The sequence below is a fragment of the Variovorax sp. W1I1 genome (assembly GCF_030815625.1).
GTDB classification, from domain to species: domain Bacteria; phylum Pseudomonadota; class Gammaproteobacteria; order Burkholderiales; family Burkholderiaceae_C; genus Variovorax; species Variovorax paradoxus_C.
In genome coordinates this window covers 3,685,973-3,707,396 of record NZ_JAUSWZ010000001.1, presented here as the reverse complement: position 1 = coordinate 3,707,396, position 21,424 = coordinate 3,685,973, and the positions used below count along the sequence as shown (strand labels likewise).

Sequence of the window (21,424 nt, the reverse complement as noted above, 5' to 3'; positions counted from 1 at the left end):
CTGCAAGAAAATGTAAGGTGCAAATAAGAGAGCCGAGCTTGAGAATTTCGCTCGAAGCGGCAGCGCAGCGATGCCGCGCATGCCATGCGCTCCTTGCGATGGCATGGCAGGAGGGGACCCCATGAAAAGCAGTACGACAGGCAGCGCCGCGGCGCGCCAGGGTTCCCGGCTGCATTGGATTGTTACTGCAGCGCTTTCTGCACGCTGCCTACGGAGGAGAACCGTCGATGAATACTGCGTACAAGACGATCTGGAACGCCGCGATCGGCGCATGGGTAGCTGTTTCTGAAGCGACGTGTGCGCGCGGCAAGCGAAGCACCAGCCGGCGCGCGGGTCGCGCGGCACGCCTCGCAGGGCCGTTGCTTGCCGCCACCGGCTTCGCCATGACCTTGCCCGCGTGGAGCGCGTGCGCACCCGCTGCGCCGGCGGATGGGGACGCTGTCAGCTGCACCGGCGTGCCGATCCTGCTGCCGCCGAACCCGAACAGTTTCTTCAGCAACGCGAACGGTCTCTATGTCACGGTGCAGCCCGGCGCGATCATGAGCACGCTGCCGGGCGGCACCGCGATGACGCTGGGCGGCACGGGCGTCACGCTCACCAACCTGAGCGCCATCGACGCCAATGCCGCCGGTTCGCTGGTCCTGGCGCGCGCGCTGGCCATGGGCAATCTCCTCACGCCCGGGAGCGGGGCGCTGGCGGTGAACAACGAGGGCTCGATCGAAGGCACCTTCGACGGCACCTTCAGCCTGAACGGCGCCGCGATGGTGATTGCCAACCAGGGCAAGACCACGGTCAACAACGCGGGCGCGATCGGACTGGCGCCGCTCGGACTCCTGACCCCGGCCAACGGCATGGCCATCGGGATCTACGGCGGCGGGAACGTCGATTTCACGAACGCGAAAACGGGCACGATCACCGGCCGCATCGCGTTCGAGGGCGCGGCCACCGGCGGCAACCGCTTCGTCAATGCGGGCACGATCAACGGCAGCGTCTCGCTGGGCGCCGGCGCGAGCAGCGATACCTTCATCGCGGTGACCGGCTCGAGCGTGAGCAGCGGAGGCGTTCCGCTGCCCGGCCTCGCGGTGCCGACACCGGCAGGCACGTCGCTCGGCTTTGCCGCGGGCGGCACGGTGGACGCGGGCGCGGGCGGGACCGACACGCTGACGCTGCGCAACGTGGCCTTCGGTCCCGGCTCGGGCAACGCCGGATCGGGCACGATCGCGGCCAGCCAGTACCTGAACTTCGAGAACCTCCAGGTCGACAGCGGCACCTGGACGCTGAACGGTGCGGTCGCCAGCGGCAGCGCCTTGCTCTATGGCGGCGTCGCGATCTTCGACGACGCAGGCGCCTTCGGCACCGGCACGCTGACGGGCAACGGCGGCGCGATCCAGGCTGCGGTGAACGGCCTCACGCTGGCCCAGAACGTGAATCTCACGGGCGGCCTTTTCGTGCAGGGCGCCAACGACCTCACGCTGGGCGGCACCGTCAGTGGCGCCGCCGGCCTCATCAAGAACGGCACCGGCACGCTCACGCTGAACGGCATCAACAACTTCAGCGGTGGCTTTGCGCTCAACGGCGGCGGCGTGACGCTGGGCAATGCGAGTGCGCTCGGCACGGGCCTGTTCCTGGTCGGCGGCAATGTCGCGCTCAACACCGGTTTCACCGGCACGCTCAACAACCAGGTGCACCTCAACGGCGCGCTGACGCTCGACGGGACGGGCACGCTGACCTTCGGCAATGCCATCTCGGGGGCTGGCAGCCTGACGGTGAACGGCAGCAACCTTGCACTGGCCGCCAGCAACACCTATGGCGGCGGCACGACGCTGGGCGGCGGCAGGCTGGACGTGGGCAGCAACACGGCGCTCGGCACTGGCGACCTCACCATCAACGGCGCCTCCGTGCTGACCGGCGCGGCCGGCGTCGCGCTCGCCAACAACGTGGTGCTCAACAGCACCCTGAACTTCGGGGCTGGCGGCAGCGGCGGCGCGCTCACGCTCAACGGAGCCATCAGCGGCGCGGGGGGCATCAGCCTGGCCGGTGCGCCGAGCCTCACGCTCAACGGTGCGAGCACCTTCACCGGCGGCTTCAACATCGGCGGTGGTGCGCTCACCGTGGGCAACGATTCCGCGCTGGGCCTCGGCAGCGTCACGGTCAGCGGTGCGAGCTCGCTCGATTCGAACAAGACGGTCAGCCTGACCAACAACCTCAACCTCAACGCGGCGCTCACCATCGGCGGCAGCAACGACCTCGCGCTCAACGGCGCGATCGGCGGCCTGCGCGGGCTGACGAAAAACGGCACGGGCCGCCTCACGCTCGGTAGTGCGAACACCTTCTTCGGCGGAGTCAACCTGCAGAGCGGCGCGCTGCGCGTGGGCACCAACACCTCGCTGGGCCTGGGCACGCTGACGGTGAACGGCAACGCCGCGCTCGACGCGAGCGCGGACGTGAACCTGGGCAACGCGGTGGTGCTCAACGCGGGCCTGGACATCGGCGGCGCGAACAACATCGGACTCGGCGGGGTCATTACGGGCGCCGGCCCCCTCTCGTACAGCGGCAGCGGCACGCTGACGCTGACCAACGCCAACTTCTGGACCGGTGGAACCACGCTCAAGAGCGGCACGCTGAACGTCGGCAATAACTTCGCGCTGGGCCAAGGCGCACTCGCGGTGACCGGCAACGCGAACCTGCGCGCCAACGTGCCGGGTACCCTGCTGGGCAACGCCCTGACATTGGGCGCCGGCACGACGCTCAACGTGGACGGCTCGAATCCGCTGGCGCTGGTCGGCACGATCGACGGCGGCGGCGCGCTCGCGCTGAGCGGCCCGGGGGCGGTGGCGCTGGCCGGCGCCAACACGTACAGCGGCGGCACGACCGTCTCGGGCACCACGCTCGGGGTCATCAATCCGGCCGGCAGCGCCACCGGCAGTGGTGCCGTGCTGGTGCAGGCGGGCGGAGCGCTCACCGGCAACGGCAGCATCGCAGGCACTGTGAGCGTGGGCGACGGCATTGTGTTGCCGGGCAACGGCAGCGCGGGCACGCTGACCGTCGGCGGCCTGAACCTGGCCTCGGGCTCCATCCTGAACTACGACCTCGGCCAGGCCGGCGTGTCGGGCGGTGCGCTGAACGACCTGATCAGCGTCAACGGCAACCTGCAACTTGACGGAACGCTCAACGTGAGCGAAACCGCCGGCGGCAAGTTCGGCGCGGGCCTGTACCGGCTGATCGACTACACCGGCACGCTGACCGACAACGGCCTGAACATCGGCATCGCGCCGACGGCCGCGAAGAACCTGCAGGTGCAGACCAGCATTGCCAACCAGGTGAACCTGATCAACTTCGACGGCGCGACGCTCAACCTGTGGGATGGCGGCAACCCGGCGAACTTCAACGACGGCAAGATCGCCGGCGGCAGCGGCACCTGGCGCGCGGGTGGCTCGACCACGAGCTGGACCGGCGTCGACGGCACGCTCAACGCGGGCTGGCAGCAGGACGGTTTTGCGATCTTCAGCGGCAGTGCCGGCACCGTCACGGTCGACAACAAGAGCGCGGGCGGCGCGGTGCGCATCGGCGGCGCGCAGTTCGCGGTCGACGGCTACGTGGTCAACGGCGACCCGCTCACCATCAGCGCAGCGAACACCATGGTGCGCGTGGGCGACGGCACCGCCGCGAGCGCGGGCATGACCGCGACCATCAACGCGGCGATCGGCGGCACGGGCCGGTTGGTCAAGGAAGAGGGCGGCACCCTGGTGCTGACCGGCACCAACAGCTACAGCGGCGGCACGACGGTCAACGGCGGCATCCTGCAGATCTCGGCCGACGCCAACCTCGGCGCGTACGGCACGGGCCTGGCGCTGGACGGCGGCACCCTGCGCATCGCCACGGGTTCCGCGCCGTTCTTCAGCATGCGCGCGCTCTCGCTGGGCGCGGGCGGCGGCACCATCGATCTGTCGAACAGCCTGTACGGCGTGGGCGGCCCCATTACCGGCACTGGCCTGCTCACCATCACCGGCAAGGGCGGCACATTCGGCCTTGTGGCGGCCAACAGCTACAGCGGCGGCACGCTGCTGAAAGACGGCGCGAGCATCACCACCACCGCGAGTGGCGTGCTGGGCAGCGGCGCAGTGCAGCAGCAGGGCAATGGCACGCTCCTGTCGTTGCTCGGCACGGCGAGCGCCGGCAGCAACGAATACACCGTGGGCCGCGCCGCGAGCACGGACAGCGGCAACACGCTGTCGTTCTCGCAGAGCGCCACGGCCGCCGCCTCGAAGATCACGCTCAACGGCACGGGCTGGCAGGCGCCGGGCGCAAACGGCCTGCAGTTCAGCGGCGATTCGAGCGCCGGTGCATCGACCATCGCGAACGCCGGCGGCGCGATCAACTTCTTCGAGAACGCCAGCGCCGGGACGGCAACGATCACGAACGGCAACAACAGCCTGCTTGTCTTCAGCCAGAAGTCCACGGCCGGCGGCGCGCAGATCGCCAACACGGCCGGCGGCGTTGTGCGCTTTGTCGATACCGCGACGGGCACGAATGCTTCGGTCACCAACGCAGCGGGCGCCACGTTCGACGTGTCGGGCGCGACGGGCGGCAAGCCCGCGGTGGAGCTCGGCTCGCTCTCCGGCGCGGGCGCCGTGGTGCTGGGCGCCACGCAGCTCTCGCTCGGTGGCCTCGGCAACAGCGACACGATCTCGGGCACCGTCAGCGACAAGGGCAGCATCTTCACGCCGCCGGGCTCGGGCACGGGCGGCTCGATCGTCAAGGTCGGCGCCGGCACGCTCACATTGAGCGGTGCCAATACCTACACCGGCGGCACCACGATCGCAGCCGGCACGCTGAACGTGAACAACGCCAGCGGCAGCGCGACCGGCACGGGCGCGGTGCAGATCCTGGGCAACGCGATGCTGGCCGGCAACGGCAGCATCGCGGGCACCGTGAGCATCGCCAAGGGCGGCATCCTGTCCGCGGGCAACAGCCCCGGCACGCTGACCCTGGGCGGCCTGAACCTGGCCGACGGCGCGGTGCTGAACTACGAACTGGGCCAGGCCAACACCGTGGGCGGTCCGCTCAACGACTTGGTGAAGGTCAACGGCAACCTGCAACTGGACGGCACGCTCAACGTGGCGCAGTCCGCGGGCGGCACCTTCGGCGCGGGCCTGTTCCGGCTCATCAGCTACACGGGCGGTCTGACCGACAACGGCCTGGACATCGGCATCGCGCCGGGCGCCGTGAGCGACCTGCAGGTGCAGACCTCGGTCGCGCAGCAGGTCAATCTGGTCAACCGCGCGGGCCTGTCGCTCAACTTCTGGGACGGCGGCGACAGCACGAAGTACAACGATGGCCAGGTGGCCGGCGGCAGCGGCACCTGGCGCGTGGGCACGCCCGGCGACGGCTGGACGGGCGTCGACGGCAAGATCAACGCCGCCTGGGCGCAGGGGCAGTTCGCGGTGTTCGGCGGCAAGGCCGGCACCGTCAGCGTCGACGGACTCGGCGGCAGGGTGCTCATCACCGGCGCGCAGTTCGCCACCGACGGCTACCGCGTGCAGGGCGATGCCATCGAGCTGGCCAACGCAGCGACCACCGTGCGCGTGGGCGACGGCACCGCGGCCGGCGCGGGCATGACGGCCACGATCGCCTCGGAGCTCACTGGCACCGGTGGCGTGGTCAAGGAAGACCTGGGCACGCTGGTGCTGGACGGCATCAACAGCTACAGCGGCGGCACGCTGGTCAAAGCAGGCATCCTGCAGATCGCCTCCGACGCCAACCTCGGCACGGCCGCGGGCGGCCTCGCGCTCGAAGGCGGCGCCACGCTGCGCGTGACCGGCGACACCGCCAGCACGCGTGTCGTGAGCCTGGGCGCAGGCGTCGACACCTTCGACATCGACCCGATCCGCACGCTGGCATTGAATGGCGTGGTCACCGGCGCGGGGAGCCTCCGTAAAACCGGCGCGGGCACCTTGCAACTGGGCGCCGCCAATTTCTACGCCGGCGGCACCGAAGTCGCCTCGGGCTCGCTCGAGGCGCTGGTCACGGGCGCGCTGGGCGCCGGACCGGTATCGGTGGCGGACAACGCATCGCTGGCCTTCGCCAACACGGCCGAAGCGGGCAAGCTCGCCATCACCGCGGCCGCGCGCGGCGGTGCGCCGACCGACAACGGCGGCTTCGTCGCGTTCCGCGACAGCAGCTCGGCCGGCAACGCGACCATCACGACGAACAAGGGCGCCGCGGTCGAGTTCCGCGACACCTCCAGCGCGGGCAACGCGGTGATCGAGAACCGCGGCGGCCTGACCACGCTGTGGTTCAACGCGAGCGCGGGCAAGGCGCAGATCACGAACTTCGACGGCGGGCGCATCGACCTGCTCGACGACGCGAGCGCCGGGCAGGCGCGGCTGGTCAACGAGAGCGGCGGGGCGATCAGCTTCTCCGACCGCACGAGCGCCGACCAGGCCACCGTGGTCAACAACGCGGGTGCGCAACTGGGCATCGACAGCCTCACCAATGCGGGCCTGTCGATCGGCTCGCTCGAAGGCGCGGGCAATGTGCTGCTGGGATCGAAGGCGCTGACGACGGGTGGGCTGAACACCAGCACGACGGTGTCGGGCGCGATCAGCGGCACGGGCGGCTCGGTCGTCAAGGTCGGCAGCGGCACGCTCACGTTGAGCGGCGCCAACACCTACACCGGCGGCACCACGGTGGCGGCCGGCACGCTCGCCGCGAACAACGCGGGCGGCAGCGCAACCGGCACCGGTGCGGTGCAGGTCCAGGGCGGCGCAACGTTGGCCGGCACCGGCGCAGTGGCGGGCACGGTAACGATCGCCAAGGGCGGCATCCTGTCGGCCGGCAACGGCGGTGCCGGCACGCTCACGACGGGCAGCCTGAATCTCGCCGCCGGCGCGGTGCTCGACTACGACCTGGGCCAGGCCGGCACCGCCGGCGGTGCGCTCAACGACCTGGTCAAGGTCAACGGCAACCTGCAGCTCGACGGCACGCTCAACGTTGCGCAGTCCAAGGGCGGCGTGTTCGGCGCGGGCATCTACCGCCTGATCGACTACACCGGCACGCTCACCGACAACGGCCTGGACATCGGCAGCGCGCCGGTCGCGTCCAAGGACCTTCAGATGCAGACCTCGGTGGCCCAGCAGATCAACCTGGTCAATCGCGCGGGCCTCGCGCTGAACTTCTGGGACGGCGGCGACGCCGGCAAGTACAACGACGGCAAGATCGCCGGCGGCTCGGGCACCTGGCGCGTGGGCGTGCCGGGCGACGGCTGGACTGGCGCCGACGGCAAGATCAACGCGGCCTGGGTGCAGGACCAGTTCGCGGTGTTCGGCGGCACGGGCGGCACCGTCAACGTCAGCAACGCGGGCGGCACGGTGCGCATCACCGGCGCGCAGTTCGCGGCCGACGGCTATGTGCTGCAGGGCGACGCGATCGAACTCGGCGCCTCGGGCACGGTGGTGCGCGTGGGCGATGGCTCGGGCACCGACACCACGCGCAGTGCGACGCTGAATGTCGCGCTCACCGGCACAGGCGGACTCGTGAAGGAAGACGTGGGCACGCTGGTGCTGGGCGGCACCAACACCTACACCGGCGGCACCACCGTCAAGGCCGGCGTGCTGCAGGGCGGCGCGGCGAGCCTGCAAGGCGACATCGTCAACAACGCCGAAGTCGCGTTCGACCAGGGCACGACCGCCGGCACCTACGCGGGCACGATGAGCGGCACCGGCAAGCTGCGCAAGATCGGCAGCGGCACGCTGGTGCTGGGCAGCGCCAACAGCCATGCCGGCGGCACCTTCGTCGATGCCGGCACGCTGGCCACCGACGTCACCGGCGCGCTGGGCAGCGGCGCGGCGAACGTGGCCACGGGCGCCACGCTGCAACTGGGTGGCGGCTTCGATGCCGGCACCACCGCCATCGGCAACCAGGGCACGGTGCGCTTGCAGGACAAGTCGAGCGCTGGCACATCGACCATCACCAACGCAGCGGGCGGGGTGCTGGACTTTGCCGGCGACGCCTCGGCCGACAAGGCCACGGTGATCAACCAGGCCGGCGCACAGGTGCGCATCGACCAGGCGACCACCGGCGTGAGCTTCGGCGCACTCAGCGGCGCGGGCGAGACCGTGCTGGGCGCCAAGGCGCTCACGCTCGGCGCCAGCGGCGGCGACAACACCCTGTCGGGCAGCATCAGCGGCACCGGCGGCTCGGTCGTCAAGGTCGGCGCCGGCACGCTCGTGCTGACAGGCGCCAACACCTACACCGGCGCCACCACGGTGGCGGCCGGCACGCTGCGCGTGAACAACACGAGCGGCAGCGGCACCGGCACGGGCGCCGTGCAGGTGCAGTCGGGCGCCACGCTCGCGGGCAGCGGCAGCATCGCGGGCGCGGTCACCATCGCCAAGGGAGGCATCCTCGCCGCGGGCAACAGCCCCGGCACGCTGACGCTCGGCGCGCTCACGCTGGCCGGGGGCTCCACGCTCAACTACGAACTCGGCCAGGCCGGCGTGCCCGGCGGCGCGCTCAACGACCTGATCAACGTCACCGGCAACCTGCAACTCGACGGCACGCTGAACATCGCGCAGTCGGCGGGCGGTACCTTCGGGCCGGGCCTGTACCGGCTCATGAGCTACGGCGGCACATTCACCGATAACGGGCTGGACATCGGCACCGCGCCGGCCGGCGCCAAGCTGGCCGACCTGCAGGTGCAGACCTCGGTGGCGAACCAGGTCAACCTGGTCAACCGCGCGGGGCTGTCGCTCAACTTCTGGGATGGCGGCGACAGCAGCAAATACAACGACGGCCAGGTGGCCGGCGGCAGCGGCACCTGGCGCGTGGGCAGCCCGCAACCCTCGCAGGATGGCTGGACCGACATGGACGGCAAGCTCAACGCCAACTGGGCGCAGAACCAGTTCGCGGTGTTCGGCGGCAAGGCCGGCACCGTCACGGTCGATGGCGGCGGCGGGGCGGTGCGCATCGCGGGCGCGCAGTTCGCGGTCGACGGCTACACGGTGCAGGGCGACGGCATCACGCTGGACAACGCGAACTCCGTGATTCGCGTGGGCGACGGCACGGCCGCGGGCGCGAACATGACTGCCACGATGAATGTCGCGCTCTCGGGGACGGGCGGCATCTCGAAGGAAGACGCGGGCCGGCTGATCCTCGGCGGAGCCAACACCTACACCGGCGGCACCACCGTCAAGGGCGGCGTGCTGCAGGGCAGCGCCACCAGCCTGCAGGGCGCCATCGTCAACAACGCCGAGGTCGCGTTCGACCAGGACAAGACCGCCGGCATCTACGCGGGCGTGATGAGCGGCACCGGCAAGCTGCGCAAGATCGGCGCGGGCACGCTGACGCTGGCCAGCGCCAACAGCTACAGCGGTGGCACGCTGGTCGATGCGGGCACGCTCGCCACCGACACCAGCGGCGCACTGGGCACGGGCGCGGTGAGCATCGCCTCGGGCGCGGCGCTGCAGTTCGGCGGCAAGGCCGATGCGGGCAAGCTCGCCATCGCCAACCAGGGCACGCTGCGGCTGCAGGACGGCGCGAATGCCGCCAGCGCCACGGTGACCAACGCGGCCGGCGCGCAGGTGCGCATCGACCTGGCCACCACCGGCGCGAGCATCGGCGCGCTCGGCGGCGCGGGCGATGTGGTGCTCGGCGCGAAGGCGCTCACCACCGGCGCGATCGGCGGCGACAGCACGATCTCGGGCGCCATCACCGGTGCCGGCGGTTCGCTGGTCAAGGTCGGCGCGGGCACGCTCACGCTCGCGGGCACGGCCAGCTACAGCGGCGAGACGCGCGTGGCCGCGGGCACGCTCAAGGCCGGCGCTGCCAACGCCTTCAGCGCGGCTTCCAGCGCCGTGGTGGCCAGCGGCGCCACGCTGAACCTCGCGGGCTTCAGCCAGACCGTGGCGGGCCTCGCCAACAGCGGCACCGTGGCACTGGCGGGCGCTACGCCCGGCACCACGTTGACGGTCAAAGGCAACTACGTCGGCAACAACGGCGTGCTGAAGCTGGGCACCGTGCTCAACGGCGGCGCGGGGCCATCGGACCGGCTGGTGATCGATGGCGGCGCGGCCAGCGGCAAGACCAGCGTGCAGATCGCCAACATCGGCGGCCTGGGTGCGCGCACCAGCGGCGCGGGCATCGAGGTGGTGAGCGCGCGCAACGGCGCGACCACCACCGCGCAGACCACCAAGGACGCCTTCGTGCTCGCAGGCGGGCATGTCGATGCCGGCGCCTTCGAGTACCGGCTGCACGCGGGCGACGCCAGCGGTGGCGGCGAGAACTGGTATCTGCGGACCCAGGCCGACCCGGGCACGCCGGGCGCAGGGCTGGGCCTTCCGGCCTACCGCGCCGAAGCCTCGCTGTTCGCGGCGCTGCCGAACCAGCTGCGCCAGAGCAACCTGGGCATGCTCGCGAGCCGCAGTCAGCGCGTGGGCGACGACGATGTGCGCGGCGGTGCAAGCAGCACTTCGTCGGGCACTGACGGCAGCTACCGCCGCGCCTGGGGCCGGCTGATCTCCACCGACATGGACATCCGCCAGGGCGGCACCGTCTCGCCGCACAGCGAGGGCCGCGTGACCGGGCTGCAGGCCGGCACCGACCTGTGGGCCAACCCGGACTGGCGCGCCGGCATCTACGTGGGCCAGCTCGACGGCGACACCCGCGTGCGCGGCGTCGGCAGCGGCCTGCTGAATTCCGCCACCGGCCGCAACGACCTGCGCAGCCAGTACCTGGGCCTCTACGGCACCTTCGCCACCGAAGACGGCTTCTATGCCGACGCGGTGCTGCAGGCCGGCCGGCACCGCTACACGGTGCAACCGCTGTTGAGCGGCGGCGTCGAGGGCAAGGGCAACAGCTTCCTGGCATCGATCGAGGTGGGCAAGGCCTTCGCGATCGGCTCGGGCGGCTGGTCGGTGGAACCGCAACTGCAGTTGATCCACCAGCGGCTGCGGCTGGATGACGTGTCCATCCCGGGCGCGCTGGTGCAGCAGGACGCCGACAGCGGCTGGATCGGCCGTGCGGGCGTGCGCATCAAGGGCAGCTTCGCGACCGGCGCCGGCACGCTGCAGCCGTATGCGCGCCTGAACGTCTATCGCAGCGCCAAGGGCAACGACGTTGCGCGCTTCGTGAACCCGGCGGCGATCACGCCGGTGGGTGCGCCGATCGGCGGCACCAGCACCGAGCTGGCCGCGGGCTTCACGTTGTCGGTGAGCCAGCGCACGAGCCTCTACGGCGAACTCGGCAAGCAGTGGGCTTCTGGTGGCGACGCGCGCGTAGGCAGCTCGATCAACGCGGCGGCGGGTGTGCGGGTGAAGTGGTGAGGTGAGGCCGCATCGACAGCGCAGGCATCGCCAGCGCGCGAGCGGCCCGCTTCAGATCAGGTTGCGCATCGCCTGCGCCGTCTCGCGCAGCACCGGCAGCACGCGCGCCACTGCGTCCTCGGAGCTCTCGTGGCCCATCGGCATCGTGATGTTCAGCGCCCCCACCAGCGTGCCGTGCCGGTCGCGCAGCGGCACCGCGATGCCGCGTGAATTGAGGTCGAGCTGCTGCTCCGACAGCGCCCAGCCCTGTGCGCGGATGCGCGCCAATTCGAGCTTCATGCGCTCCATGCTCGCGATGGTGTGCGAGGTGAACACGGTGAGCTGCCGCGTCGCCAGCCACTCGTTCAGCTCGGCATCGCTGCGCAGCGCGAGCATCAACATGCCCGAGGCCGTGACCTGCGCCGGCACGCGCGCGCCCAGCACATAGCCGGTGCTCATGCTGCGGTTCGGGCCGTTGCGCGCGATGTAGACGACCTCGTCGCCGTCCATCACGCTGAGGTACGCGATCTCGTTGGTGCCGGCCGCCACCCGCTGCAGGAAGGGCTGCACCACGCGCGGCAGCCGGGCCGATTCGAGGTACGAGCGGCCCAGCCGCAGCACGCGCGGCGTGAGCCAGAACAGCTTGCCGTCGCTCGCCACGTAGCCCATGTGCTGCAAGGTGAGCAGGTAGCGGCGCGCGGCGGTGCGCGTCATGTTCGTGCGCTGGCCGGCCTGGCTGGCGGTGAGGCGCGGGTTCGCGTCGTCGAAGGCCTCGATGATGCTCACGCCGCGCTCCAAGCCAGCGATCCAGTCGCGCTTGTCCAGGCCCGCGGGTGCGGGTGAGTCGTCCTTGCTGTCCTTGCTCTCTTTGCTCATGGTCGGAAGTGTGCCGCCGGTGGATCGCTGGCAAGTTGCGTTCGTGGGCAGTGAAAACCCTTGGTTTGAACGATTATCGAATTTCAAAGATCGATGATCGATCGTTTTGCCTTTCCTGGCGCTGTGGAAAAGGGCCGAAGGGACTATAAAGCTCGGCATCCGGCCTCCCAAAGAGCGATTTCCGAACGGAAAGCAAGCACATGAGCCATTCCATCAGCGGCAGCACCCAGGCTTACCTGATCCCGGGCGATCCGGTTCGCAATGTGCGGCTGCCGCGCATGTTCAACGCCACCTTCGAGCGCTTCGGCATCGACGCGGTGCTGCTGCCGATGCAGGTGCCGGTGCGCGACTTCGCGGTGTTCTTCAAGTCGGCATTTCTCGCGCGCAACGTGCGCGGCATGGTGATCGCGCCGCCGCACAAGCCGCTGGTGGTCGACCTGCTCGACGGCTGCGGCCTCTTCGGCCGCGTGGCGGGCTCGGTCAACGTGGTGCGCCGCACCGAGGGCGATCAACTCGAGGGCGACCTGTTTGACGGCGAAGGCCTCATCGGCGCCCTCGACCACTGCAACATTCCCTTCCGCGGCAAGCGCGTGCTGATCCTCGGCGCGGGCGTGAGCGCCGCGGCCATCGGCGTGGCGCTGGCCGAGGGCGGCACGGTGAACGGCGCGGAACACATCGCCTTCTTCGACACGGCGGCCGGCAAGGCGGCGGGCGTGGCGGCCAAGCTCGATGCCTTCTTCGATGCGACCGTGGTCGCGGTGGAGAGCAACGCGCCCGAAGGCTACGACCTCGTGATCAACGCCACGCCGCTCGGCCTGGTCGAGGGCGATGCGCTGCCGCTCGACGTGTCGCGCATGGAAAGCCACGCGGCGCTGTTCGACATCCTCTTGCGCAACCAGCCCACGCCGCTGGTGCGTGCGGCGCGTGCGCGCGGGCTCAATGCGCAGGCCGGCTTCGAGATGTTGATCCAGCAGATGCCGCACTACCTGCGCTACTTCGGCCACTTGGATGCGGCAGATGCGCTGCAGGCCGATGCCAACTTCCTGCGCGAAATCGTCTATCCGCCGGCGATGCAGGCCGAGATCGCGAACCCCTTGCGCTATCACTCGCCCAGCGTCGCCTGAAATGACGTCATCGCTTCGCCTCGTCTCTTGCTCCCTCTCCCGCCACGCGGAAGAGGGAGCAACAACCACAGCCTCCATTCACCCATGATTTCCGGCAAGACAACCCTCATCGCCCACCTCGGCTATCCGACCGAGGCCTTCAAGGCGCCGATGATCTACAACCCCTGGTTCGACAAGCAGGGCATCGATGCAGTGGTGGTGCCGATGGGCGTGAAGCCCGAAGACTACGCGGCCACGCTGCCGCAGGTGTTCAGGTTCTCGAACCTCCGCGGTGCGCTGGTCACGATGCCGCACAAGGTCACGACGATGGGGCTGGTCGATGAGGTGACGCCGACGGCGCGCGTCGCGGGCGCATGCAACGCGATCCTCAAGCGCGCCGACGGCACGCTGCTCGGCGATCAGTTCGATGGTGCGGGCTTCGTGCGCGGCGTGGAGCGCAAGGGCCGGCTCTTCAAGGGCACGCGGGTGCTGGTGTCGGGCACGGGCGGCGTGGGCTCGGCCATCGCGGCGTCGATCGCCGCCGCGGGCGCTGCGGAGTTGATGCTGTTCGACATGAGCGATGCGTCGGCCGAGGCGCTGGCCGCGCGGCTGCGCGAGCACTACCCGCAGATGAAGGTCAGCACCGGCTCGAAGGACCCGGCGGGCTACGACGTGGTCGTCAACGCCACGCCGCTCGGCATGAAGGACAGCGACCCCTTGCCCTTCGACGTGGACCGCATCGACCCCCAAACTTTCGTCGGCGAGGTCGTCATGAAGACCGAATACACGCCGCTGCTGCAGGCCGCCAGGGCCAAGGGCTGCGCGGTGCAGGTCGGCACCGACATGCTGTTCGAGATGATCCCGGCCTACCTCGAATTCTTCGGCTTCGGCACCGCCTCCCCCGAGGAATTGCGCGCCGTGGCCCAACTGAAATATTGACGATGAACACCCAGGTCCCCGCATGAGCATTTTCGAAGGCTTCCTCTCCACATCCGAAACGCTCGGCGCCTTCAGCGACCGCGCGTTCGTCGACGCCATGCTGCGTTTCGAAGCCGCGCTCGCGCGTGCGCAGGCGGCCGAAGGGCTGATCCCCGAGAGCGCCGCGCACTCCATCGTCGGCAGCTGCAAGGTCGAGCTGTTCGACGTGGCCAAGATCGTGCGCGAGAGCGGCCGCGCGGGCAGCGTGGCGATTCCGCTGGTCAAGGCGCTGCGCGAAGCCGTGGGCCTCTTCAATGCCGAGGCCGCGCCCTTCGTGCACTTCGGCAGCACCAGCCAGGACGTGATCGACAGCGCGATGGCACTGGTCACGCGCGAGGCGGTGACGCTCATCGAGACCGACCTGGCCAAGGCCGCCGATGCGCTGCTGCGCCTTGCCACGCAGCACGCCGAGACGCCGATGCTCGCGCGCACGCTGATGCAGCCGGCCTCGGTGACCAGCTTCGGCTTCAAGTGCGCAGGCTGGGCCGCGCCGCTGGTGCGCAGCCGCATCCGCTTGCGTGATGCGGCGAAGCACGCGCTGCAATTGCAATTGGGCGGCGCCGTCGGCACGCTCGCGCAGATGAAGGGGCAGGGCGCCGCGGTGCGCAAGCGCATGGCCAAGGAACTGGGCCTGGGCGACCCCGGCGCCACCTGGCACACGCAGCGCGACGAATGGGTGGCGCTCGGCTGCGAGCTCGGGCTCATGACAGGCAGCCTCGGCAAGATCGCCGTCGACATCGCGCTGCTCGGCCAGTACGAAGTCGCGGAAGTCGCCGAGCCCAGCGAACCCGGCCGCGGCGGTTCGTCGGCGATGCCGCACAAGCGCAACCCCGTGGCCTCGATGGTCGCCATCGCCGCCGCGCACCGTGCACCGCAACGCGTGGCCGCCTTGCTCGGCGCGATGCCGCAGCAACACGAACGCGCGCTCGGCGCCTGGCAGGCCGAGCTGGCTGAATGGCCGCAGCTCTTGATGTCGGCGCACGGCAGCGTGCGCGCCATGGCCGGCGCGCTGCCCGGCCTGCAGGTGGACGCCGCGCGCATGCGCGCCAACATCGACCGGCTGCGCGCCGAGCTGCCGCGCGATGCGGCCGACGAATGGTTCGACCCTGCGCTCGCCATCGGCGCGGGCCAGACCGCGCTGGCGGAAGTGAAGGCGCTGCAAGCCCAACTCAAAGACAAGGAACTCTCGCAATGACCGCCCCCGAAGCTTCGAGCAACGACTACGAAGATGGCCTCCTTAACCGCCGCCGCGTCCTCGGCGATGCCTGGGTCGACAAGTCGCTCGCCAACCGCAACGGCTTCAACGCCGAGTTCCAGGAACTCATCACGCGCCATGCATGGAACGACATCTGGGGTCGCCCCGCGCTGGGCGACAAGACGCGCCGCTACATGGTGCTGTCGATGATGCTGGGCATCCACGCGTACGAAGAATTCGCGATGCACGTGCGCGCCGCGCTCGACGGCCCGCCCGAATCGCGCCTGACACCCGAGGACATCAAGGAAGTGATCATGATGGCCGCCATCTACTGCGGCGTGCCGGTGGCCAACCATGCGTTCGGCATCGCCACGAACATCCTGCGCGAGAAGGGGCTGCTGCCCGCGGTCCCCGCATCGCCTGCGACGCCTGCGCAGTGAGCGCGCCGGTCGCCCCGAAGGGCCGCCTCGACGTCAGCTTCACCTTGATGCTGCCGCTGCTCCTGGCAGCGCAGCCCGTCGCCACCGACAGCTACCTGCCGGCGCTCCCCGCCATCGCGAAGGAGCTCGGCTCGGCCAGCACCAGCCTCACGCTGTTCGTGCTGGCCTTCGGCTTTGCGCAGTTGCTCTGCGGCCCGCTCGCCGATCGCTTCGGCCGCCGCCCTGTGCTGCTCACCGGGCTTGCCTGCTACGCGATCGCCGCGTTCGGCGGCGCGTTCGCGGGCAGCGTGGCGCTGCTCGCGGGCTGGCGCACGCTGCAGGGTTTTTCGATGGCCGCGATCCTCGTGTGCTCGCGCGCGGCGGTGCGCGACCTTTACCCGGCGCACGAGGGCCCGCATGTGATGGCACGCGGCCTCACGGGGCTTGGCGTGGTCGGGTTGATCGCGCCGCTGCTCGGCGCATGGCTCGTGCAGGGCGCGGGCTGGCGCTGGGTGATGGTGGCGATGGCGGTGTATGCCTCGCTGCTGTTTGCGATGTGCTGGCGCTCGTTCGGCGAAACGCGCAAGCCGCTCACCGGCGAATCGTCCGCGCCGCGCGGCAGCACGCGCGCGGTGTTCGCAAGCCGCTCGTTCCGCGCCTGGGCCTCGGTGGCCGCGACGACTTACGGCGGGCTCTTCTGCTTTCTGCTGCTCTCGCCGATGGTCTACATCGGCTATCTCGGCTGGTCGCCCGCGTGGTACGGGTGGATCCCGGCGGGCGGCTCGCTGGTCTACATCTTCAGCACCACCATGTGCCGCACGCTGCTGCGGCGCTACGGACCGGTGCGCACCGTGCGGCTGGGCGCATCGCTCAGCATGACGGGCGCGGTCATCCAGGCGCTGGGCTGCTGGCTCATGCCGCTCAGTGCCGTGCCGCTGCTGGTGGGCCACGCCGTGTACTGCCTCGGCCATGGCATCCATCAGCCCTGCGGACAAGCGGGCGCGGTGGGCGACCTGCCGCATCTTGCGGGGCGGGCCGTGTCGTGGTCAGGCTTCGGCATGATGATGGTCGCGTTCTGCGTGGGACAAATCGCCGCGCTGTTTGTCGATACCGGTTACTCCCATGGCGCATGGCCCATGGTCGTGCCGATGCTGGTGGCGGGTGCCGTGCTGCTGGCCATCGCGTTCCTCTGGCTCCCGCGTCTTCAACCTCCAAAGCATTCGTAAAAAGATCCGTAAAAAGGAAACCGCACCATGACCATCCGCCTGAATGTCGTTCGCGAAGGCGAAGGCCCCTTCGTCGTGCTCAGCCACGCGCTGGGCTGCAGCCTGCGCATGTGGGACGGCGTGGCCGCGCAGCTTGCGCGCGCGCACACCGTGATTCGCTACGACCACCGCAACCACGGCGGCTCCGAGGTGGTGCCGGGCGCCTTGCGCATCGAGACGCTGGCGCAGGACGCGGCCGAACTGATCCAGCGCGAGGCGGGCGGTGAGCCGGTGCACTTCGTCGGCCTTTCGATGGGCGGCATGACCGCGCAGGCGCTGGCGGTGCGGCACCCCGAACTGCTAAAGACCGTGGTGATCGCCAATTCGTCCGCTCACTATCCCGACCAGGCGCCGTGGCGCGCGCGGGCCGAGACGGTGGCGGCGAAGGGCATCGGCGCGATCGCGTCGGGCGCCGTGGCGCGCTGGCTCACGCCCGCCTATGCGGCAACGCCCGAAGGCGCGGCCGCGGCCAAGTCGCTGCACGACGTGCTGGTCGCGACCGACGCACAGGGCTACATCGAGAGCTGCAACGCGGTCGCCGCCATCGATTTCCGCGAGAGCAACCACCGCATCGCCGTGCCCACGCTGGTGGTCGGCGGCCTGCAGGACGAAGCCACGCCGATGGACATGTCGCGGGCCATGGCCGCGGCGATTCCCGGCGCGCGCCTGGCGACCCTCGATGCCGCGCACCTGAGCGCCGTGGAGCGGCCGGCCGAATTCGCGCAACTGCTGATCGATTACTGGCGCAGCCTCTGAGCGCCGGCGAAGGCGGCTCGGACCTAGGTGAATCCCGTATTTCGTGCGATTAATGAACGAAGGCGTTCGTTAATCGCCCCGAAGAGGCCCGAATTGGTTGTGGCGCAGGGCCTGGGTTCCTAAAGTCCACTCCCATGCATCGCTCCATCGCCACGGTCTCGCTCAGCGGCACCCTTCGCCAGAAGCTCGAAGCGGTCGCGGCCGCCGGGTTCGACGGCATCGAGCTGTTCGAAGCCGACTTCATCAACTTCAAGGGCACGGCCACCGAGCTGCGCGGCATCGTGGCCGACCTCGGCCTGGCTATCGACCTCTACCAGCCTTTCCGCGATTTCGAAGGCATGCCCGAGCCGCAGTTCCGCCGCAGCCTGGAGCGCGCCGAGCGCAAGTTCGACCTGATGGAGGCGATGGGCGCGCCGATGGTGCTGTGCTGCTCGAACACCTCGCCGCTGGCCATGGACGACCCGGCTCTCGCCGCCGCGCAGTTGCACGAACTGGCCGAGCGTGCCGCGCGCCGCAACCTGCGCGTGGGCTTCGAGGCGCTGGCCTGGGGCCGCCACACCTCGCTCTACGGGCAGGCCTGGAACATCGTGAAGCAGGCGGATCACCCGCACCTCGGGTTGATCCTAGACAGCTTCCACACGCTGTCGCTGAAGGACGACCCGGCGGGCATCGCCGACATTCCGGGCGAGAAGATCTTCTTTTTGCAGATGGCCGATGCGCCGCTGCTCGCGATGGATGTGCTGCAGTGGGCGCGGCACCATCGCTCGTTTCCGGGGCAGGGCGATTTCGACGTGACCGGGTTCTTCACGCAGGTGCTGCGCGCGGGCTACACCGGGCCGCTGTCGCTGGAAATCTTCAACGACATCTTTCGCGAGACGCCGAACCGCCGCACCGCCGTCGATGCGATGCGCTCGCTGCTGTACCTGGAGAGCGAAGCGCGCCAGCGGCTCGCCGCGGTGCAGCCGCAGCAGCGTGTGGAACTCTTCAATCCGCCGCCTGTGGCCGCGCTCTCCGGCCTGTCGTTCATCGAGTTCGCGGCGGACGAAGCCTCGGCGCTCACGCTCGACACGCTGGTGCGGCAACTCGGCTTTCGCCGCATCGGCAAGCACCGCTCCAAGGCGGTGACGCTGTACCGCCAGGGCGAGATCAACTTCATCGTGAATGCGCAGCCCGACTCCTTTGCGCGCGACCGCTTCGAGGCGCACGGCACCTCGGTGTGCGCGCTGGGCGTGCGCTGCGCCGATCCGCTTGCAGCAGTGGAGCGCGCGACCGCGATGCGTTCCAAGCGCCACGACAGCCCGGTCGGCCCGAACGAGCTGCGCGTGCCTGCGGTCGTTGCGCCGGGCGGCAACCTCATTCATTTCGTGGCGGAGTCGCTGGGTGCGAACGGCCTGTACGAAGCCGACTTCATCCTCGAAGAGGAGGCGCCCACCGCCGGCAACGATGCGGGCCTCCAGCAGATCGACCACGTCGCCCTCGGCCTTGCGGTAGACCAGCTCGACACCTGGGTGCTCTTCACGCGCGCCGTGCTCGGCCTGGAGCCCGGCGAAAGCCTCGAACTCGCCGACCCCTTCGGCCTGATCCGCAGCCGCGGCGTCGCCAACGCGGAGCGCAGCGTGCGCCTGGTGCTCAACGTGTCGCTGAGCCAGCGCACCCGCACCGCGCGCACGCTCAGCGTGACCGGCGGCGGCGCGGTGCACCACATCGCGCTGAACTGCGACGACATCTTCGAGACGGCCGCGAAGCTGCGCGCCAACGGCACGCGCTTCGTGCCGATTTCGGACAACTACCACGACGACCTCGCCACGCGCATCGACCTCGCGCCCGAGCTGCTGGAACGCATGCGCGCCGCGGGCGTGCTGTTCGACCGCTCGGCGGCCGGCGACTACCTGCACATCTACACCGAGAGCTTCGAAGGCGGCCTGTTCTTCGAGGTCGCGCAGCGCATCGGCGCCTACGACGCCTACGGTGCGCTCAACGCACCCGCGCGCATGGCCTCGCAGGCGCAGGACTGATTTCTTTCCCCGTTCGACACTGACTCACCACTGGACATCACTGGAGACAACCCCATGGCCACTACAACAGCCAAAGAGCCCCAAGGCAGGCACCAGTCGAAGAAAGCCGCCGCAAGCGGCTGGATCGGCTCGGCGCTGGAGTACTACGACTTCTTCATCTACGCCACCGCGGCGGCGCTGATCTTTCCGCAGATCTTCTTTCCGAAGGGCGACCCGACGACCGCGATCGTCGCGTCGCTCGCGACCTACGGCGTGGGCTACGTCGCGCGCCCCATCGGCGCCTTCGTGCTCGGCCACTGGGGCGACACGCACGGGCGCAAGCAAGTGCTGGTGCTGTGCATGTTCCTGATGGGCTTCTCGACCGTGGCCGTGGGCCTCTTGCCCACCTATGACCAGGTCGGCCTCCTGGCACCGGTGCTGCTCGTGATCCTGCGGCTCATCCAGGGCTTCGCGGTGGCTGGCGAGATCTCGGGCGCGAGTTCGATGATCCTGGAGCACGCACCCTTCGGGCGCCGCGGCTTCTTCGCGAGCTTCACGCTGCAGGGCGTGCAGGCCGGCCAGATTCTGGCGGCCGCGGTGTTCCTGCCGCTCGCGCACTACATGCCCGAAGACGCCTTCAATTCGTGGGGCTGGCGCATTCCGTTCCTCTTGAGCTTCCTCGTGATCGTGGCCGGCTACATCATCCGCCGCGAGGTCGACGAGACGCCCGCTTTCGCCGAAGTCGACAAGAAGGGCGAAGTGGCGAAGTCGCCCATCGTGCAGGCCTTCACCGACAGCTGGGCCGACATGCTGCGCGTGGTCTGCATGGCGCTGATGAACGTGATTCCTGTGGTGGCCACCGTGTTCGGCGCGGCCTATGCGGTGCAGGCGGCCTACGGCATCGGCTTCCAGAAAGACGTGTACCTGTGGATTCCGGTGCTCGGCAACATCCTCGCGGTGCTGGTGATCCCGTTCGTGGGCAACCTCTCGGACCGCATCGGCCGCAAGCCGCCGATCATCGTGGGCGCGCTGGCCTCGGGGCTGCTGTCGTTCGTGTACCTGTACGCCATCAGCATCAAGAACGTGCCGCTCGCGATCTGCATGTCGCTCCTGATGTGGGGCATCGTGTACCAGGGCTACAACGCGACCTTCCCGAGCTTCTATCCGGAGCTGTTCCGCACCCGCAACCGCGTGTCGGCCATGGCCATCTCGCAGAACATCGGCACCACCTTCACCGCGCTGCTGCCGGCGCTGTTCGCCGCCGTGGCGCCTCCGGGCTCGACCAATGTGTGGTTCACCGTGGGCGCGATCACCTTCGCGGTGACCATCCTTGCGGCCCTTGCAGCGATGAGCGCGCGGGAGACCTACCGCATCCACATGCGCGATCTGGGTGATCCGAACGCGGTGCCGGTGGACAAGGCCGAATACGAGCGCCTCCGCGAGCAGACGCTGTCGGACGCGCGGCTGGGCAAGGTCGTCTCGGCCTGACGCCCGAAAACCTTGCCCGCACCAAGGGTTGTGGCGCCATGAAGAATGGC

Annotated in this window: 10 protein-coding genes; 9 read left to right on the top strand and 1 reads right to left on the bottom strand. The window is 69.6% G+C overall.

Going from position 1 to position 21,424, the window contains the following annotated elements:
• The first annotated feature begins 227 nt into the window (after positions 1-227).
• On the top strand, positions 228-11,321 hold the full coding sequence (locus QFZ83_RS17275) for an autotransporter-associated beta strand repeat-containing protein (RefSeq protein WP_307508430.1): 11,094 nt from the start codon (positions 228-230) through the stop codon (positions 11,319-11,321).
• Positions 11,322-11,372: 51 nt separating this feature from the next.
• On the opposite strand, the gene QFZ83_RS17270 is transcribed toward QFZ83_RS17275, so the two are convergent.
• Entirely contained in the window at positions 11,373-12,176 is an 804-nt protein-coding gene (locus QFZ83_RS17270) for an IclR family transcriptional regulator C-terminal domain-containing protein (RefSeq protein ID WP_257859097.1), read from the bottom strand.
• Between the two features lie 200 nt (positions 12,177-12,376).
• Between QFZ83_RS17270 and QFZ83_RS17265 the strand changes: the two genes are divergently transcribed.
• From QFZ83_RS17265 to QFZ83_RS17230, 8 genes are all read left to right on the top strand, one after another.
• Positions 12,377-13,300 (top strand): shikimate dehydrogenase, encoded by a 924-nt coding sequence (locus QFZ83_RS17265; protein ID WP_307508424.1) that lies wholly within the window; start codon positions 12,377-12,379, stop codon positions 13,298-13,300.
• Positions 13,301-13,384: 84 nt separating this feature from the next.
• Positions 13,385-14,218, top strand: coding sequence for a shikimate dehydrogenase (locus tag QFZ83_RS17260; RefSeq protein WP_307508422.1), 834 nt, complete (start codon positions 13,385-13,387; stop codon positions 14,216-14,218).
• A 22-nt stretch (positions 14,219-14,240) separates the two neighbouring features.
• Entirely contained in the window at positions 14,241-15,452 is a 1,212-nt protein-coding gene (gene pcaB / locus QFZ83_RS17255) for a 3-carboxy-cis,cis-muconate cycloisomerase (protein WP_307508420.1), read from the top strand.
• Complete coding sequence (locus QFZ83_RS17250; RefSeq protein WP_307508418.1) at positions 15,449-15,892, top strand: carboxymuconolactone decarboxylase family protein; 444 nt, start codon at positions 15,449-15,451, stop codon at positions 15,890-15,892. The genes pcaB and QFZ83_RS17250 overlap by 4 nt, the downstream gene beginning before the upstream one ends.
• A 47-nt stretch (positions 15,893-15,939) precedes the next feature.
• Positions 15,940-17,097, top strand: coding sequence for an MFS transporter (locus tag QFZ83_RS17245; RefSeq protein WP_307512737.1), 1,158 nt, complete (start codon positions 15,940-15,942; stop codon positions 17,095-17,097).
• A gap of 27 nt (positions 17,098-17,124) precedes the next feature.
• Positions 17,125-17,892 (top strand): alpha/beta fold hydrolase, encoded by a 768-nt coding sequence (locus QFZ83_RS17240; RefSeq protein WP_307508416.1) that lies wholly within the window; start codon positions 17,125-17,127, stop codon positions 17,890-17,892.
• A gap of 134 nt (positions 17,893-18,026) precedes the next feature.
• Positions 18,027-19,907: a bifunctional sugar phosphate isomerase/epimerase/4-hydroxyphenylpyruvate dioxygenase family protein gene (locus QFZ83_RS17235; RefSeq protein ID WP_307508412.1), complete on the top strand. Its 1,881-nt coding sequence runs from the start codon at positions 18,027-18,029 to the stop codon at positions 19,905-19,907.
• Between the two features lie 54 nt (positions 19,908-19,961).
• The gene (locus QFZ83_RS17230; protein ID WP_307508409.1) at positions 19,962-21,374 is read left to right on the top strand and encodes an MFS transporter; all 1,413 of its coding nucleotides are present in this window, start codon (positions 19,962-19,964) and stop codon (positions 21,372-21,374) included.
• Positions 21,375-21,424 lie beyond the last annotated feature (50 nt).

Bases quoted from the DNA above. Each gene is read 5' to 3' on its own strand.
- pcaB (WP_307508420.1), top strand. From the start codon at position 14,241: ATGAGCATTTTCGAAGGCTTCCTCTCCACATCCGAAACGCTCGGCGCC.
- QFZ83_RS17260 (WP_307508422.1), top strand. From the start codon at position 13,385: ATGATTTCCGGCAAGACAACCCTCATCGCCCACCTCGGCTATCCGACC.
- QFZ83_RS17245 (WP_307512737.1), top strand. From the start codon at position 15,940: ATGCTGCCGCTGCTCCTGGCAGCGCAGCCCGTCGCCACCGACAGCTAC.
- QFZ83_RS17275 (WP_307508430.1), top strand. From the start codon at position 228: ATGAATACTGCGTACAAGACGATCTGGAACGCCGCGATCGGCGCATGG.
- QFZ83_RS17250 (WP_307508418.1), top strand. From the start codon at position 15,449: ATGACCGCCCCCGAAGCTTCGAGCAACGACTACGAAGATGGCCTCCTT.
- QFZ83_RS17230 (WP_307508409.1), top strand. From the start codon at position 19,962: ATGGCCACTACAACAGCCAAAGAGCCCCAAGGCAGGCACCAGTCGAAG.
- QFZ83_RS17235 (WP_307508412.1), top strand. From the start codon at position 18,027: ATGCATCGCTCCATCGCCACGGTCTCGCTCAGCGGCACCCTTCGCCAG.
- QFZ83_RS17270 (WP_257859097.1), bottom strand. From the start codon at position 12,176: ATGAGCAAAGAGAGCAAGGACAGCAAGGACGACTCACCCGCACCCGCG.
- QFZ83_RS17240 (WP_307508416.1), top strand. From the start codon at position 17,125: ATGACCATCCGCCTGAATGTCGTTCGCGAAGGCGAAGGCCCCTTCGTC.
- QFZ83_RS17265 (WP_307508424.1), top strand. From the start codon at position 12,377: ATGAGCCATTCCATCAGCGGCAGCACCCAGGCTTACCTGATCCCGGGC.